The sequence below is a fragment of the Neobacillus terrisolis genome (genome assembly GCF_051233475.1).
GTDB lineage: Bacteria > Bacillota > Bacilli > Bacillales > Cytobacillaceae > Bacillus_BU.
On sequence record NZ_JBKFGH010000026.1, the window covers coordinates 136321 to 151683 of the forward strand.

At 37.9% G+C, this 15363-nt stretch carries 12 protein-coding genes; 10 read left to right on the forward strand and 2 right to left on the reverse strand.

Going from position 1 to position 15363, the window contains the following annotated elements:
• Positions 1 to 20 precede the first annotated feature (20 nt).
• Entirely contained in the window at positions 21 to 467 is a 447-nt protein-coding gene (locus ACI48O_RS16485) for a DUF3795 domain-containing protein (RefSeq protein ID WP_435562932.1), read from the forward strand.
• Between the two features lie 145 nt (positions 468 to 612).
• Here the strand turns inward: ACI48O_RS16485 and ACI48O_RS16490 are convergent, their stop codons facing one another.
• Entirely contained in the window at positions 613 to 912 is a 300-nt protein-coding gene (locus tag ACI48O_RS16490) for a hypothetical protein (RefSeq protein ID WP_435562933.1), read from the reverse strand.
• 309 nt (positions 913 to 1221) lie between these two features.
• Here ACI48O_RS16490 and ACI48O_RS16495 point away from each other — a divergent pair, with 309 nt between their 5' ends.
• Together ACI48O_RS16495 and ACI48O_RS16500 are read left to right on the forward strand one after the other, a co-directional pair.
• Positions 1222 to 3576, forward strand: a complete 2355-nt coding sequence (locus ACI48O_RS16495) for an ABC transporter permease (protein WP_435562934.1) — start codon at positions 1222 to 1224, stop codon at positions 3574 to 3576.
• 20 nt (positions 3577 to 3596) lie between these two features.
• Positions 3597 to 4349 (forward strand): ABC transporter ATP-binding protein, encoded by a 753-nt coding sequence (locus ACI48O_RS16500; protein ID WP_435562935.1) that lies wholly within the window; start codon positions 3597 to 3599, stop codon positions 4347 to 4349.
• Between the two features lie 1172 nt (positions 4350 to 5521).
• Here ACI48O_RS16500 and ACI48O_RS16505 read toward each other — a convergent pair.
• Positions 5522 to 6712 carry a hypothetical protein gene (locus ACI48O_RS16505; RefSeq protein WP_435562936.1) on the reverse strand — a complete coding sequence of 397 codons (1191 nt, stop codon included), beginning with the start codon at positions 6710 to 6712 and terminating at the stop codon, positions 5522 to 5524.
• Between the two features lie 153 nt (positions 6713 to 6865).
• Here ACI48O_RS16505 and ACI48O_RS16510 point away from each other — a divergent pair, with 153 nt between their 5' ends.
• The 7 genes from ACI48O_RS16510 to ACI48O_RS16540 all read left to right on the forward strand — a co-directional run bounded on the left by ACI48O_RS16510 (position 6866) and on the right by ACI48O_RS16540 (position 14802).
• Complete coding sequence (locus tag ACI48O_RS16510) at positions 6866 to 7456, forward strand: protein kinase family protein (protein ID WP_435562937.1); 591 nt, start codon at positions 6866 to 6868, stop codon at positions 7454 to 7456.
• Between the two features lie 457 nt (positions 7457 to 7913).
• Positions 7914 to 9152 carry a serine/threonine transporter SstT gene (gene sstT / locus ACI48O_RS16515; protein ID WP_435562939.1) on the forward strand — a complete coding sequence of 413 codons (1239 nt, stop codon included), beginning with the start codon at positions 7914 to 7916 and terminating at the stop codon, positions 9150 to 9152.
• A gap of 277 nt (positions 9153 to 9429) precedes the next feature.
• Positions 9430 to 10632 carry an acyl-CoA dehydrogenase family protein gene (locus tag ACI48O_RS16520; protein ID WP_435562940.1) on the forward strand — a complete coding sequence of 401 codons (1203 nt, stop codon included), beginning with the start codon at positions 9430 to 9432 and terminating at the stop codon, positions 10630 to 10632.
• An 11-nt stretch (positions 10633 to 10643) separates the two neighbouring features.
• Positions 10644 to 11981 carry an LLM class flavin-dependent oxidoreductase gene (locus tag ACI48O_RS16525; protein WP_435562941.1) on the forward strand — a complete coding sequence of 446 codons (1338 nt, stop codon included), beginning with the start codon at positions 10644 to 10646 and terminating at the stop codon, positions 11979 to 11981.
• An 88-nt stretch (positions 11982 to 12069) separates the two neighbouring features.
• Positions 12070 to 12927 carry an ABC transporter ATP-binding protein gene (locus tag ACI48O_RS16530; protein ID WP_435562942.1) on the forward strand — a complete coding sequence of 286 codons (858 nt, stop codon included), beginning with the start codon at positions 12070 to 12072 and terminating at the stop codon, positions 12925 to 12927.
• A 12-nt stretch (positions 12928 to 12939) separates the two neighbouring features.
• Entirely contained in the window at positions 12940 to 14019 is a 1080-nt protein-coding gene (locus tag ACI48O_RS16535) for an ABC transporter substrate-binding protein (RefSeq protein ID WP_435562943.1), read from the forward strand.
• Positions 14020 to 14031: 12 nt separating this feature from the next.
• A complete protein-coding gene (locus tag ACI48O_RS16540) occupies positions 14032 to 14802 on the forward strand; it encodes an ABC transporter permease (RefSeq protein WP_435562944.1) in 771 nt (256 codons plus the stop codon).
• Positions 14803 to 15363: the final 561 nt, after the last annotated feature.

Sequence of the window (15363 nt, forward strand, 5' to 3'; positions counted from 1 at the left end):
CCGGTTGAGGGGATACCGATATGGAAGCTAAACTTATTGCACCCTGTGGGATGAACTGTGGAATATGTGTCAGTTATCTGGCGATGAAATACGATCTCAAGAAGCAGGGATTTAGAAAGTCATACTGCCCCGGCTGCCTGCCACGCCGAAAAAATTGCACCTACATGAAAAAACAATGTGATTTGCTGGGAAAAGGACTGGTTCGTTTTTGCTATGAGTGCGTAGATTTCCCATGTAAAAGGTTGAAAGCACTCAATCAACGATATTGCACTAAGTACCATATGAGCATGATCGAAAACCTTGAATTCCTTATAGAAAATGGAATGGAGAGGTTCCTTGAAAAAGAAGAGGAGAGGTGGCGCTGTCCAAAATGTGGCGAGGTGATATGTTGTCATAACGGACTTTGCATGAATTGTAGTCTCGATAAACTGCGAAAGAATAAAAAATACCGCTGGGATGAGGAGTAAACTCTCACCAAATTTACGGTGTTCATCTAAGTGGCTCTTGAACATATAGCATAAAAAGAGCTGACATATTTCTGTCGCTGCAGAAACAAGTCAGCTCTTCTTCGTTTAAGAACGGTCCCTGTACGATTAACGTAACATACTCGATTTAAATAGAATAATTGATTCTCGCTTCAGAATGGATGATCATTTGTCCATCTCTTTCTTCCAATCCGAGTCTGTATTTGTAGGGGTTTCCTGGTATCGTAATGTCGACATAGGATGGCAGATCAGAGTTATTACCTATTTGAATTTTGTACTGAACATATGTGTAAGTGCCGGCATTGAAGCGGCGTAGTATTTTTTTATGTTTTTCTTCGCAGAACAACGCCTCATGAAGCCCTTGGCTAGTTAGCTCCTGGCCAATTAATGTGTTTAACCTTTCAATTACATCAGTTTTTTTAATCACGAAATTCTTTCCTTTCACGTAACTATATATTTCTATTGTTTCATTTTAATTAACTATACATATTTATTTTAAACAAATAAATCTTAATTAAAAGTAGTGCAATCGAAAAATTCAAGAAAAATAGCAACTATCCGTAGGATGTCCAAAAACTATTATTGTAAAAAATTGTATACAGAAACTAATAGGTATAAGATGGAGATGTATGTTATAAGTCCGGAAGAAGAACAGATGAGTGTATCTATGTCAACTACGTGTTTGCCTTTAATTTTGGCTTGAGAAAAAGCATTAAAGAGATGGAAGGTAGAACAAATGAAGTGGTTAATTGTTAAGAATGATTTAATCAGAAATAAAGTGATTAACCTGGCCTTACTATTATTTATGATGTTTTCAGCATGTCTAGCAGTGTTGTCAGTGGTGATGGCGGTACAAACCTTTACTTCGATTTCTGAATTATATAAGACGGCACAGCCACCACACTTCGTTCAGATGCACAAAGGAGAAATCAATCAGGCGAAAATAGATGAGTTTATGTCCGACTATAAAGGCATAACGTATTGGCAAACGGATACGATGATTGATGTCTTCGGTGACTCTCTTACTGTTGTTAGTGACGAGGATAGGAACGATCTATCAGACTGCCGTCTTGACATAGGTCTTGTAAAGCAGAATGAAAAAAAGGATTTACTGTTAAATTCCCAACATGAAAAAGTAACTCTTCAAGAAGGCGAAATGGGGATGCCCGTCATTTTGAAGGAAGAGTATGGTATGGAAATCGGCGATCGTGTCCTTTTGACCAATAATAATGTAAAAAAGGAGTTTGTCATTAAAGAATTCATTTTGGACTCGATGATGAATTCGACCATGGCTTCCTCTACCAGGATCCTAATAAGCGACAAAGATTTTGATGAGCTTTCCGGAAAGGTGGGCGAGAATGAATATCTGATAGAATCGTACTTTACTAATTCAAAAGAGGCTGCGGATTTTCAGACCGCCTATGAAAACGCAGGGCTTCCTCAAAATGGTCAGGCGATCACCTATACGATCATTTTTATGCTGAGTGCTTTAACGGATATTATTACTGTCTTTGTTTTGCTTCTGGTGAGCATCCTTCTAATCATTGTTTCGTTTATCTGTGTCAAATTCACGATTATGGCTGCTTTGGAGGAGGACATTGGTGAAATCGGGACGATGAAAGCGATTGGACTTCCATTTGCCGAAATTAGGAACCTTTATCTTTATAAGTACCGGGCGTTAGCTATGGCAGGTGTTATCGCAGGATATATTTTGGCCTTACTGCTTAGCGGTGTAGTGACAAAGCATATCAGTGCTACATTTGGAGACATAAGGATATCCGCATTAGCTGTGATACTATCCCTTTTTGTTGGTTTCCTTGTTTTTCTACTTATTAACTACTATTGTAAAAAAGTTTTAAAAAAAATCAAAAAGGTTACTGTTGTGGATGCACTGGTCAGTGGAAAGGGATTTGAAAAAAATAAAGGCGGTATGAAGGACGGACTATATAAAGCTAAGAAACTTGCTGTTAACTGGCTGATGGGTATACGTGAGGTTTTCTATCAGTTTAAAAATTGGACTATTGTTTTTGCCGTTGTGTTGATTGCAGTCCTGATGATCCTAGTCCCTGTTAATTTGTTGAATACCTTTGAGGCGCCTGAATTTATTACATATATGGGAAGTTCTCTGGAGGATATCCTGATTGAAGTGGAAAATGGAGAGCATTTAGAAACCGGCTATGAAGATGTAAAACAGGTTTTGGAAAATGACGTTGCCATTGAAAACTATTATGAATATCGAAGAGTAAGTGTTCAAACCGCTGATGCTGAAGAGGAATTGATGAATTTGCACATAGACTGTGGAGACCAGTCGGGAGAGGATTTGCAGTATCTAAGTGGGAAGCCTCCCGAAAAGGAAACTGAAATAGCCATTTCCTATCTTAATGCTGAGAAAATCGGTAAAGATTCCGGGGACAAAATGATCCTTTTCTTTGGTGATAAAAAGCAGGAAGTTGTTATTTCTGGAATTTATCAGGACGTTACCAGTGGAGGATATACGGCTAAGTCAAAAAATGATTTTCCAGGACTTAAAGCTGAAAAATATTCATTTTCAGTGAATCTAAAAAGTAATGCAGAAGTGGAAAAAAAGGCGGATGAATGGTCTGAAACCATGGGAGCGGGAGTTACGGTAGACCCGATGGAAGAATTCATTAACCAGACATTGGGCGGAGTTGTAAAACAGCTTCGGACGATTGTTTTGGCGATTGTCATCATTGGCGCATGTTTAGCGATGCTGATCACAGTTTTATTTTTAAAACTGCGTCTGGCAAAGGATTTATCAGAAATAGCCGTTTTAAAAGCGATAGGATTTTCAGAACATGATATTAAGCAGCAGTACATGATTAAAATAGGATGCGTTTCGATAACCGGCATCTTGACCGGAATAATCTTAACGGATGTCTTAGGAGAAAAGATTATTAACGCTGCGTTAAGCGTTGCAGGACTTGGGATTAAGAAGGTTGAGCTTATTGCCAATCCTGTAATCGAGTATATCATTTGTCCGCTGCTTATACTGGGGCTGACCCTGTTTGTAACTTGGATAGTCGTGAGAACCATTAAAAAATACAATATTATTTCTATTATTAACAGATAGCAAACGAAGGAGGTGCGAATGTGAAAACGATAGTAGATGTAGAGAATTTATGTAAAAACTTTGAGGATACACAGGTGTTAAATAATATAAATTTTAAGGTTGTTGAAGGTGAGTTCATCGCGATTATGGGGCAGTCCGGCTCTGGAAAATCAACACTGCTTTATAGTATAAGTGGAATGGACAGACCCACTTCCGGCAATGTGTTGTTTTGTGGTAAAGATATTTCTAAGCTAGATGATGAAAAGATGAGTGAAGTACGGTTAATGCAGATGGGCTTTATTTTTCAACATTCCTATTTACTAAAAAATCTATCAATCCGGGATAATATTATCCTTCCGGGGTTTAAGTCTGGAAAGCTGTCCAGAGAACAGGTAAATCAGAATGCCGAAGCGCTTATGGTAAAAACAGGCATTGCAAGTGTCGCGGATCATGATATTAAAATGGTTTCAGGCGGACAGCTACAACGCGCAGCAGTCTGTCGGGCACTGATCAATCAGCCGGATATTTTATTTGGGGATGAACCTACCGGAGCGCTAAACAGCAGTACGACAAGAGAAGTGATGGATATCATCAATGCGGTCAATACCGAAGGGACTACCGTCATCATTGTGACCCATGATGCCAAAGTGGCTGCAAGGGCAGACAGAGTGATTTTCCTTATGGATGGAAATATCCATGATGAGCTGAAATTGGGAAAGTACGATGGAGACGAAAAGAAAAAATCATACCGTGAGAAAAGTTTATATGAATGGTTAGAAAAACAGGGATTTTAGACAGGCTAGCACAGGTAAGTGGTGACATGAATTTTTCATGTGACCACTTATTTGTGCTCAAACCGGTAAAGTGGTCCCGATAATGAGGGAAATAACGGCGGAACTAGTGTCCTCTAAAGTATTGTGAGGACATAGAATCCCTTATTTAGGTTAAAAAAACTAGTTTTATCATTTTGGCGGACACCAGAGCCCTTATTGGGTCAAAAATCATGCAATTTTATATGTAAATGGCCAAATAGCGGAACCAATGTCCGCCAAATTTTCAAAATAGCCGAAAATGAGGGAAATAGCGGAACCAGTGTCCTCTAAAATATTATGCGGACATGGAATCCCTTATTTAGGTTAAAACTACTAGTTTTATAATTTTAGCGGACACCAGAGCCCTTATTGGGTCAAAAATCAAGCAGTTTTACATGTAAATGGCCAAATAGCGGAACCAGTGTCCGCCAAATTTGCAAAATAGCCGATAATAAGAGAAATAGCGGAACCAGTGTCCTCTAAAGAATTGTGCGGACATGGAATCCCTTACTTAGGTTAAAACTACTAGTTTTTTAATTTTAGCGGACACCAGAGCCCTTATTGGGTCAAAAATCAAGCAGTTTTACATGTAAATGGCCAAATAGCGGAACCAGTGTCCTCCAAACTACCAAAATAGCCGAAAATAAGAGAAATAGCGGAACCAGTGTCCTCCAAATTTGCAAAATAGCCGATAATAAGAGAAATAGCGGAACCAGTGTCCTCTAAAGAATTGTGCGGACATGGAATCCCTTACTTAGGTTAAAACTACTAGTTTTTTAATTTTAGCGGACACCAGAGCCCTTATTGGGTCAAAAATCAAGCAGTTTTACATGTAAATGGCCAAATAGCGGAACCAGTGTCCGCCAAATTTGCAAAATAGCCGATAATAAGAGAAATAGCGGAACCAGTGTCCTCTAAAGAATTGTGCGGACATAGAATCCCTTATTTAGGTTAAAACTACTAGTTTTTTAACTTTAGCGGACACCAGAGCCCTTATCGCATCAAAAATCAAGCAATAACACATGAAAATAGCCAAATAGCGGAACCTATGTCCTCCAAACTACCAAAATAGCCGAAAATGAGGGAAATAACGGAACCAGTGTCCTCTTAAATCAGTAAAACGTTTCCTCTTCGCTAGTCTCCTATATCTAAACTTAATAGTAAATGAAATTCGGAATCTTAAAGTATCCTACCCCTACAAGTACCCCGTTTTTATAGTTGGCAATGTAATAGTAGTTGGTGGCTTCCCCTGGATTAAAATGTTCAACCAAAGATTTGATAGGTGCTCCATTATACAAAACAACCTCATTTAAGGATTCTTCCAATTGATTGTTGTTATAAAACATACTTTTTTTAGTAATCACCATTTGATCTGGAGCTTGTAAATTCTGATCAAACGTGAATAAAAGATTAAGCTCATGATCACTTGTATCCGGGTTCCAATATATTAATTCATAGGATCCTTCAATGAGATGAGGCGCAGTAAAACTACAGCTACCTTCTGCAATCAGATTCATTTGGCTATAGGCCTCAATCTTGACAGTATACTGTTGACTCGGATTTAAATTTTGAATATGGACGCTTAATTCCTCAAGGGTACCATTGAAAACGATGTTTCCATTTAAATAAACGATATAATGGTCGGGATTAGCTACTGAATCTTCTAATTGGAAATTGATATCAGCAGAGAAATCAGTGTTTAAAGTAGATGTTGCTTGAATTGAAGCAATCGAAATAGGCTCAGGTTGTTGAAACTGAAATTCTTGACTTCCCATTCCTATGTACTCATCCTGATACCAAGCCTTAACTTGAACGGTGTAATTACCAGGGGCAAGGGAAGGAAGTGTAATGGGCTGTTCAGGGTAATTTCCCTCATATAGTAATTCCATCCCTATCCATACTTGATATCGATCTGCTGAAAATACTGAATTAGCTGGGTTCCAGTAAACCTGAACAGTATTATCCTGCAAGGTTGTTGTCGAAACAGAAAGGGAAGAGACCGGAATAAGATAAGTTGAAGTATTGTAAGAAGTAGCTGCTAATAGAGTATCTCTAAACCAGGCTTCAACTGTATAGGAATAGTCTGTATCTGAGTGCAAGTTGGTATCGGTATAGGTTTGAGTAGATCCTTCGTATATAGTTTTTCCGTCTCTTTTTATGACATAAAGGTCTGGAATCTTTCTAGAATTGATTAAAGAATAGTGCAGCGTAATTTGTTTGTAATCATTTGTTGAAGAGATCTGAACAATCGGTTCTTGCTTTGTAGGTTTTTCTGCATATGTAGTGGCCAACGAAGTAAATAAAAAAGTTAGCATGGATAGAAAAATTAAACCAAACTGTTTCAAAATGGAAACCTCCCGCCCTTTTTAAAGAATATTTATGTTCTTTAAAAAGAATTATACAGGACCGGATATTTGAAATCTATGAATATGTACAAACACTTTGTCAATGAACAACATAATATAAGTAAATACAAAATTAGGGGGAAATAACGGAAGTTGAATGATTTTACATTAATTAAAGTTTCTGGCTTCAATGAGTGGAATGATGTCGAGGTGATCAGCAATCCAACACCTTATAAATTAGTTGGCAGAGGGGTGCAAGGTGCTGTTTTTAAATTGTCAAATAAACAATGTGTAAAAATATATCCAGAAGAGAAACATTGCCGATGGGAAGTGGAAGCACTTCGAAAAGTCCAAGCATCAGCTTATTTTCCGAGATTTTATGATTCAGGAGCCAACTATATGGTTATGGAATATATTGAGGGAACAAATCTAAAAGATTACTTAAAGGAAAAAGGGACCATACCTATTGAGATAACAAAACAGATTATCGCTTTACAAAAAGAAATGAAGTCGTTAAATTTTACTGACTATGATATATATTTGCGTCATTACATTGTAACGAATAACGGAACGATTAAGGTCATCGATCATGTGAAGTCCTTTACTCGAAACCGCCCTGTACCTAAATATTTTTTTATGGGATTAAGCAGTTTAGGTTTATTGAAAATGTTCAAAACTCAAGTCAAAGCAATCGATTATGAAATTTATAGTAAATGGAAAAAAACAATGAAGAAATATTTGTAATGTGTCGGGTTACATATTGAGCTCAATCATTTGTAATCCGTTGTATGTGGCCAAGCTTTAAAATTTAAGTAAAATGCAGGCAGTGTTTTTGAAAAATCAAAGCACTGCTTTTCTTTTACTAATGAAAGGGAAAAGCTTTTGTTTCTCAAGATATTCTTTTTTTAACATAATAATAAAACGTCTAGAGCAAAACGACTTTGTAATTAATGTGAATATTTTAATAGTTAAAACATTTTTTAATCAAAATAATAATATTGTAATATATCAAAAAAGTAATTATAATACTATTTATGAGAAAGACAGTTGTCTTTATGGAGTGGAATGTGGTTGGGTTTTCCAACCATCGAAGAAATCGTTAACTTCGACCTTATCTATCTGTATTAGACGAAGGGTTATCAGAGAAAACAGCCCGATTTTGGCCATCTTACATTTTATTTTACTAGTGGGGGAAAAATCTATGAAAAGTGTATTAAAGATGTGGAATCAATTGAGCCTGGTAAAACAAATCATCGTAGGTTTGATTATCGGTATTGCCTTAGCTGTAGCGGTTCCAGAAGTAGCAAAGCCTGTTGTCATTTTAGGTTCTTTATTTGTAGGTGCTTTAAAAGGTATTGCACCTGTGTTGGTGCTCTTCTTGGTAATGTCGGCCATTGCTCAACACAAGAGTGGTCAGCAAACGAATATGAAAACAATTCTTTTCCTATATCTTTTAGGTACATTTTTAGCAGGATTATTCGCCGTTATTGTAAGTTTTATTTTTCCTGTTAGCTTAACACTCGTTAAAGGCGCTGAAGGTTTGACACCTCCAGGTGGTGTTGTAGAGGTTCTAAAGACATTGTTACTAAACGTTGTTGATAACCCGGTTAAAGCTATTTTTAATGCGAACTATATCGGTATTTTAGCTTGGGCGGTTGTACTTGGCTTAGCGTTAAAAAATGCTCCGGATTCAACAAAAACATTGATTTCGAATTTTTCAGATGCGCTTTCGAAGATCGTAACTTGGGTAATCAAGTTTGCACCATTTGGAATTATGGGTCTTGTGATTGAGTCTATTACAACAAATGGTATTGAGTCATTACTAAGCTATGGAAAATTACTTCTTGTTTTAATTGGTTGTATGCTTTTTGTGGCACTAGTTGTCAATCCAATTATCGTGTTTGCAACAGTTCGTCAGAATCCATATCCACTTGTATTCAAGTGCATCAGAGAAAGTGGAATTACTGCATTCTTTACTCGTAGCTCTGCCGCGAACATTCCAGTAAATATGAAATTATGTGAAAAATTAGGTTTAGATAAAGATACGTATTCTGTATCCATTCCGCTTGGAGCAACCATCAATATGGCTGGTGCCGCAGTTACCATTGCTGTTTTAACACTTGCGGCGGTTCACACACTAAATATTGATGTGGACATCCCAACAGCAATCATCCTTAGCGTACTATCAACTGTAGCTGCTTGCGGTGCTTCAGGTGTTGCCGGCGGTTCATTATTATTGATTCCACTTGCATGTAGCCTATTTGGAGTTCCAAATGATGTTGCGATGCAAGTAGTTGGAGTAGGCTTTATCATCGGTGTTCTACAAGACTCCTTTGAAACAGCACTCAACTCATCAACAGACGTCCTTTTCACAGCAGCAGCTGATTATCAAAAGCGACTTAAAGAAGGAAAGAAAATCGACATAAACAAAGTAGCATAATCAAGGGCAACCATGGGGCAATCAAGGGGACGGTTCTTGCGTATCTATTTGTCACTCGAAAGGGCAAACGGGTGACGCAAGAACCGTCCCCCTGATTTTTTTATTGACAGAAAAAGGATTTGTTGTTAATATGACTAAACAGATAGGAATTAATGTAATTTTTTGAAAATAGAAAAATAAGCTGACTGGATTACCAGAGGCCTTAATTTCAAATCTTCGGATTTGAGGTTAAGGTCTTTTTTATTTTCAAAAAATCAACAAAGGAGGATGAAAGAATATGAGTGACAGTAATCAAACGATTCGAAATGAGCGGGATGCCAATCTTGTCGCCTATGCAGAGCGGGTTGCGGAACAAATTTCAAAAACCGCTTCAAAATATGATGAAACTGGGGAATTTCCGTATGAGCATTACGAAATTTTGCGGAAAGAGGGCTATATTAAGCTAACCATTCCTAAACAATATGGCGGTGAGGAACTTTCTCTATATGAAATATTGCTGGTCCAGGAAAGATTAGCGAAAGCTTCTGGTTCAACGGCACTTGGGGTAGGATGGCATTTAATGACATTCTTTAGTCTCAGCGATTTTCGTCCTTGGAAGGAAGAAGTATTTGCTGAAGTATGCAAACAAGCCGTTGAAGAAGGTTCTTTACTAAATGTTTACGCCACAGAGCGTGAAACTGGAAATGTGGTAAGGGGTGGCAATCCATCAACCATTGCCAGAAAAACAGAAGACGGCTATATCATTACCGGCCGAAAAGCGTTTGCGACCTTGGCACCCATTGTAAACCACTTTACCGTTTTGGCTTATGTGGAAGAGGAAGACAAAATCGCTGAATTCTTAATCGAAAAAAATGATTCTGTTACATTGATCAATACTTGGAATGTCCTTGGAATGAGAGGAACGGGCAGTTTTGACATTGAACTGAATAATGTTTTTGTCCCAGACGAGGCTCTATTAGCTTATTCCGAAAAGGGTGTACCGGATCGTTTCAATGGCAATAGCAGTGCCTATCGGTTGCAGTTGCCGGCAATTTATTTGGGGATAGCGACAGCGGCCAGAGAATTTATTATCAAGTATGCAAGTGAAAAGTACTCTCCAAGTCTGGGTGCTGTTATTTTGGAAGCCCCTCATGTTCAGCAAAAAATAGGAGAAATTGAAATTCTTATTACCGTATCGAGATCCTTATTATATGGATTGGCAGAAAAATGGGATCACAATTTACACCTAAGAAATCAGTTGCAAAATGAAGTAGATATAACAAAATACACCATTTGCAATCATGCAAAAAAAGTTGTAGAGCTGGCGATGAGTATAGCAGGTGGGAATTCGTTATCAAAGGATCTCCCGCTTGAAAGGTATTTTCGGGATGTCCAATGTGGGGCATTTAATCCACCACTAAATGATATGGTAGTAAGTCTAGCATCGGCTTCTGCAATTAAACATTTTCGAAATTCGAACAAAACGTTACAACATAACTAGGAGGAAGGAATATGAGTGAAAAAAGACAAATGCATTTGGGCGCTTTTTTCCAAACGTTTTTGGGCCATCATTTAGCTGCTTGGCGTTATCCTGAAACAAAAACGGAACAGGTAACAAACTTAAGTCTGTATAAGGAAATTGCTCAGCTATCTGAAAAAGGGAAATTTGATTTGCTTTTTCTAGCTGACGTACTCGCACATAATGAGGAAGATATCGCCTATACACCACAAATTCGTTTGGAAGCAACAACAATGATGGCTACTTTGGCAGCAGTAACAAGTAAAATTGGATTGGTTGCAACCTTGTCAACGACATTTAATCATCCCTTTAATGTTGCAAGAAAATTTGCAACGATTGACCATATGAGCGGAGGTAGAGCGGCTTGGAATGTCGTGACTACTGCTCACGATCATGAAGCGGCTAATTTCGGCCTGGCCCAACAAATCGATCATTCACTTCGGTATGAACAAGGTGCAGAATTTGTAGAAGTAGCGAAGAAGCTATGGGACAGCTGGGAGGATGATACACTTCTTTTTAACCGAGAATCGGGTCAATTTTTAGATGCTGGTAAAATACACGCAATTAACCATGAAGGAAAATTTTATAAAGTAAAAGGTCCAATCAATATTCCGAGACCTCCACAAGGACATCCAATCATTGTAACCGCTAGTGCCTCAGAAGATGGAAGGGAATTCGCTGCAAAGCATGCAGATATTTTATTCACCATTGCTCCATCAACCGTTAAAGAAGCAAAACTGGTTTACGATGAAATAAAACAAAGAGTGGCAAAGCATGGCCGAAATCCAAAGCATTTAAATATTATGCCGGGAATTGTTCCGTTTGTTGGAAAAACCGAAAAGGAAGCACAAGAGAAATTTGAACATTTCCAAGAACTAATCCTGCCAGAATTAGGAATTGGTTGGTTATCACGCTATGTTGAGCATGATTTATCACAATACTCTCCTAACGATTATTTACCAGAATTAAAGGATGTTGCACAAGTGAATGGAGAAAAGGGCCGCTTTGAATTATTGGCAGACTTAGCTAAGAAGGAAAATTGGACCATTCAACAACTGGCCAAATATTTCGTTCAAAGCCAAGGGCACTTATTCATAGTTGGTTCAGGCGAAACGGTTGCAGACAAATTAAGTGATTGGTTCGTGAATGGTGCATGTGACGGATTTAATGTGAAATTTCCATATTTCCCTGGTGGGATAAAGGATTTCGTCGATCATACGATACCTGAACTGCAAAATAGAGGATTATTCCGAACGGAATACGAAGGAAATACATTACGTGAACACCTTGGATTAGATTTTCCAAAGGTAAGGAGTACGGTGAAGGCTTAAGCGCTTTTGATTGGAATTAAACCGACTAATCTTATGTGAAAAATAAAAATAATCCACAATCAAAATTTAAGCTAAGGAGGGGCTATCTATGGGACAAACATTACAGCTGTCACCGCCATCTTCAAAAAATTCGGCCGTTACCAAGCTTGAAGCGAACTCAATTTATTTTAATTACGGTGAAACAGAAATATTAAAAGATATTAACCTCGAAATTAAAGAAGGAGAGTTAATCGTTCTAATGGGTCCCAGTGGCTCCGGGAAGAGCACCTTCCTTCGTATGCTGGCGGGCTTGTCACAACCGAAATCAGGAAACATTATCGTTGACCAAAAGGATATAACCGATTTCGTTCCAGATTGTACGGTAGTATTTCAAGATTATTCCCTGTTTCCTTGGTTAACAGCGGAAGAGAATTTAGTTCTGGCATTAAAACAAAAATTTAAGAAAACGAAGACAAAGAAAGAACTGCAGTTATTGGCGGAGCAGTATCTATCCCTCGTTCATTTGGGCCATGCTATAAAAAAATATCCAGGTGAAATGTCCGGAGGAATGAGGCAACGGGCTGCGATTGCCAGAGCATTTTCGGTCGGGTCAGATTTAATGCTCATGGATGAACCATTTGGGGCACTGGATCCCATAACAAGAATTCATTTACAGGAGCTAATTCTGCAAATAAATCGTGATCAAAACCGAACGATTGTGTTTGTGACACACGATGTGGAAGAAGCGATATTTTTAGCTGATCGAATTGTCATGTTTTCACCTGGGCCGCCTGGCACAATTATGGATGTTATTGATGTCCCATTCGAAAGGCCAAGAAACAGAAAAACATTGTTTGAAAGCCAAAAATTTATTGCATTACGAGACTATTTATTAGGAGTCATGAATAAAGGCGTTTTTGACCGATTAAATCAATCTGGTCAGGTTTCAAGTGGGGAAGGAATATAGGAGGGGTATTGGATGAGGCTTTTATCAAAAAGAAACTGGTTATTAAGCGGTGTATTGGCAACTTCTTTAATAGGTTTAACCGCATGCGGGACTGCTGAGAAAACGGCTACGAAGAATGGGGAAGAGAAAAAATATCATTTAAGCGTCGGATATTTAAAAGCAAATGGAGCGCCACTTGTGGATATTGCGATTCAAGAGGGATATTTTGAAAAAGAAAATTTAGAAGTAGAACTAGTACCATTTAATGCTTCGACGGATGGAATCAATGCCTTGCAAGCAAACAAAATTGACATTGGTTTGACGTTTGGTACGTCTACCCCGTTAGCATTTATTTCACAAGGGGCTGATCTTGATATTATCGGTGGATACATGGAGGGGGGACACCCGATTTATGTACCTGAGAAAGATAAGGATCAATATAAGAACTTTGCAGATTATAAAGGCAAAACGATCGGAACTGTTCGTCTTAGTGTTCCGGATATTGTCTACCGCTCAGCTCTTAAAAAAGCTGGTTTAGATCTTGAAAAAGACGTAAATATTGTCGAGTTTAAAACAATGGCGAATCTTATCGAAGCCGCAGGTTCCGGCAAAGTCGATGTCGCTTTCGCAAGCACCGGGTTTTTAACAAAGGCACAAGCTGCAGGCTTAGCTCCTGTAGCATGGAGCAATGATGTACAACCGGGTCATGTTTGCTGCCGCGTAGTCAGTCGAGGAGACATATCGAAGGAAGATGCGGAAGCATATAAGAAATTTGTGAAAGGGATCATTCAAGCTGAGCGGGTGAAATTAGAAACGCCTGAAAAAGCAGTTGAGGTTTCAAAGGAACGACTTAAGGTCGATGAAAAAACAGTCAATGAAATTGTCAATGAAAAACATCTTGTTAACTCTGCAGACCCAAATAAAAAACAAGTGGTGAAAATGTGGGAGCAAATGAAAGACCTTGGCTATGTTCAAGATGAAAAAGGTGTGGATATTAACAAACATTTCAATCTCACATTCTATGAAGATGCATTGAACGAACTAATTAAGGAACATCCAGAGGATGAATATTATCAAAAGACACTGGAACGCTACCAAAAACAAAATCTATAAAAGAGGGATTGGATGATAAAGCTCATACGACAATATTCCATTACTTTATTAATTGCTATTGCACTTATCGCTGTTTGGGTGATCATCACTTCGTTTAGTGATTGGCTTAACCCAATTATTTTTCCGCCTGCACAAGACATCCTTAAAGCACTGGTAGGAGCTTTTGGAGAGTTAGTAACAGGGTTTATTAGTTCGATGGGATTATTAATTCCAGCAATTGCGGCTGCATTATTGCTGGGAATTAGTGGGGGACTATTTTTCGGACTTCATCAAAAATCAAGAGAAATACTGGCACCTTTTTTTCATACGTTAAGTCCGTTACCACCTACTTTATTTATTCCGTATTCGATTGCCCTGTTGCCTACATTTAAACTTGCATCGATTGCAATCCTTTTTATCGGGGCTTTTTGGCCGATATTTCTAGGAACAATCCAAGGGGTTGTTTTAATTGAAAAGCATTATTGGGATAATGCTAAAACACTGGGGTTAAAAGGAAAGGATTTAGTGTTTAGAGTGATCCTGCCTGCAAGCTCCCCTCATATTTTATCGGGTACGGGAACAGCCCTAACATTGTCATTTATCGTCCTGATGATGGCTGAAATGTTTGGCGCTCAGTCCGGAATGGGTCATTTTGTACAATATTACACCGATTTCTCGCAATATGATCATGTGCTTGCCGGTCTGATTTTTAATAGTTTCATTATTTTATCCATAATGATTTTGTTTGAAAAAGTAAAGAAACGGATTCTCTTTTGGATGAATTTGAAAAGTGAAGGAAATTAGATGAAAAATAGTTACAGCCAGTCCTTAAGGTTATAAATTAAGCTTTGAGGTTAGCAAGGAGGTTGTTTTGAAGTGGTGGGGTAAACATAATTGAAGAAGGGTTCATTGACATTTTAATGAAGATCAAGAACCCTTCTCTCAATATTCTTAACTTGGACCATTCTTCTCTTTTATTTTTAATAGGCTTCGTAGAATAAATTATGCATATTGCCCTAGGCCAGATCATTTTTTTAAAAAGTAGGATCCAAAGATTACATTTACGGTAAAAATTTTTAAAAAAATTAACAGTTTTTGTTGAAAATCTATGTTTTTTTTATAAAAACTGTTGGTTTTCCGCTAATGGAGCTTACTTTTTAAGAAAAAAATCGCTCATTTTTAAGAATTTTAGCTTTTTCTTAAAAATTTTTGCTCGTTAGAAGGGCTTTATGCTCGTTTGAAAGTGAATATGGGACATTTCAAAAAATATATCGGGTCAACCCCCTAAGTTTGGACATATACTCATGTTTTCTCACGATTCCTTTGTTTTTAAAAAAACTTTTTTATCTATACAGCGATTGGTTT

Coding starts and splice junctions, on each gene's coding strand:
- ACI48O_RS16540 (WP_435562944.1), top strand. CDS start 14,032: ATGATAAAGCTCATACGACAATATTCCATTACTTTATTAATTGCTATT.
- ACI48O_RS16485 (WP_435562932.1), top strand. CDS start 21: ATGGAAGCTAAACTTATTGCACCCTGTGGGATGAACTGTGGAATATGT.
- sstT (WP_435562939.1), top strand. CDS start 7,914: ATGAAAAGTGTATTAAAGATGTGGAATCAATTGAGCCTGGTAAAACAA.
- ACI48O_RS16495 (WP_435562934.1), top strand. CDS start 1,222: ATGAAGTGGTTAATTGTTAAGAATGATTTAATCAGAAATAAAGTGATT.
- ACI48O_RS16520 (WP_435562940.1), top strand. CDS start 9,430: ATGAGTGACAGTAATCAAACGATTCGAAATGAGCGGGATGCCAATCTT.
- ACI48O_RS16525 (WP_435562941.1), top strand. CDS start 10,644: ATGAGTGAAAAAAGACAAATGCATTTGGGCGCTTTTTTCCAAACGTTT.
- ACI48O_RS16530 (WP_435562942.1), top strand. CDS start 12,070: ATGGGACAAACATTACAGCTGTCACCGCCATCTTCAAAAAATTCGGCC.
- ACI48O_RS16535 (WP_435562943.1), top strand. CDS start 12,940: ATGAGGCTTTTATCAAAAAGAAACTGGTTATTAAGCGGTGTATTGGCA.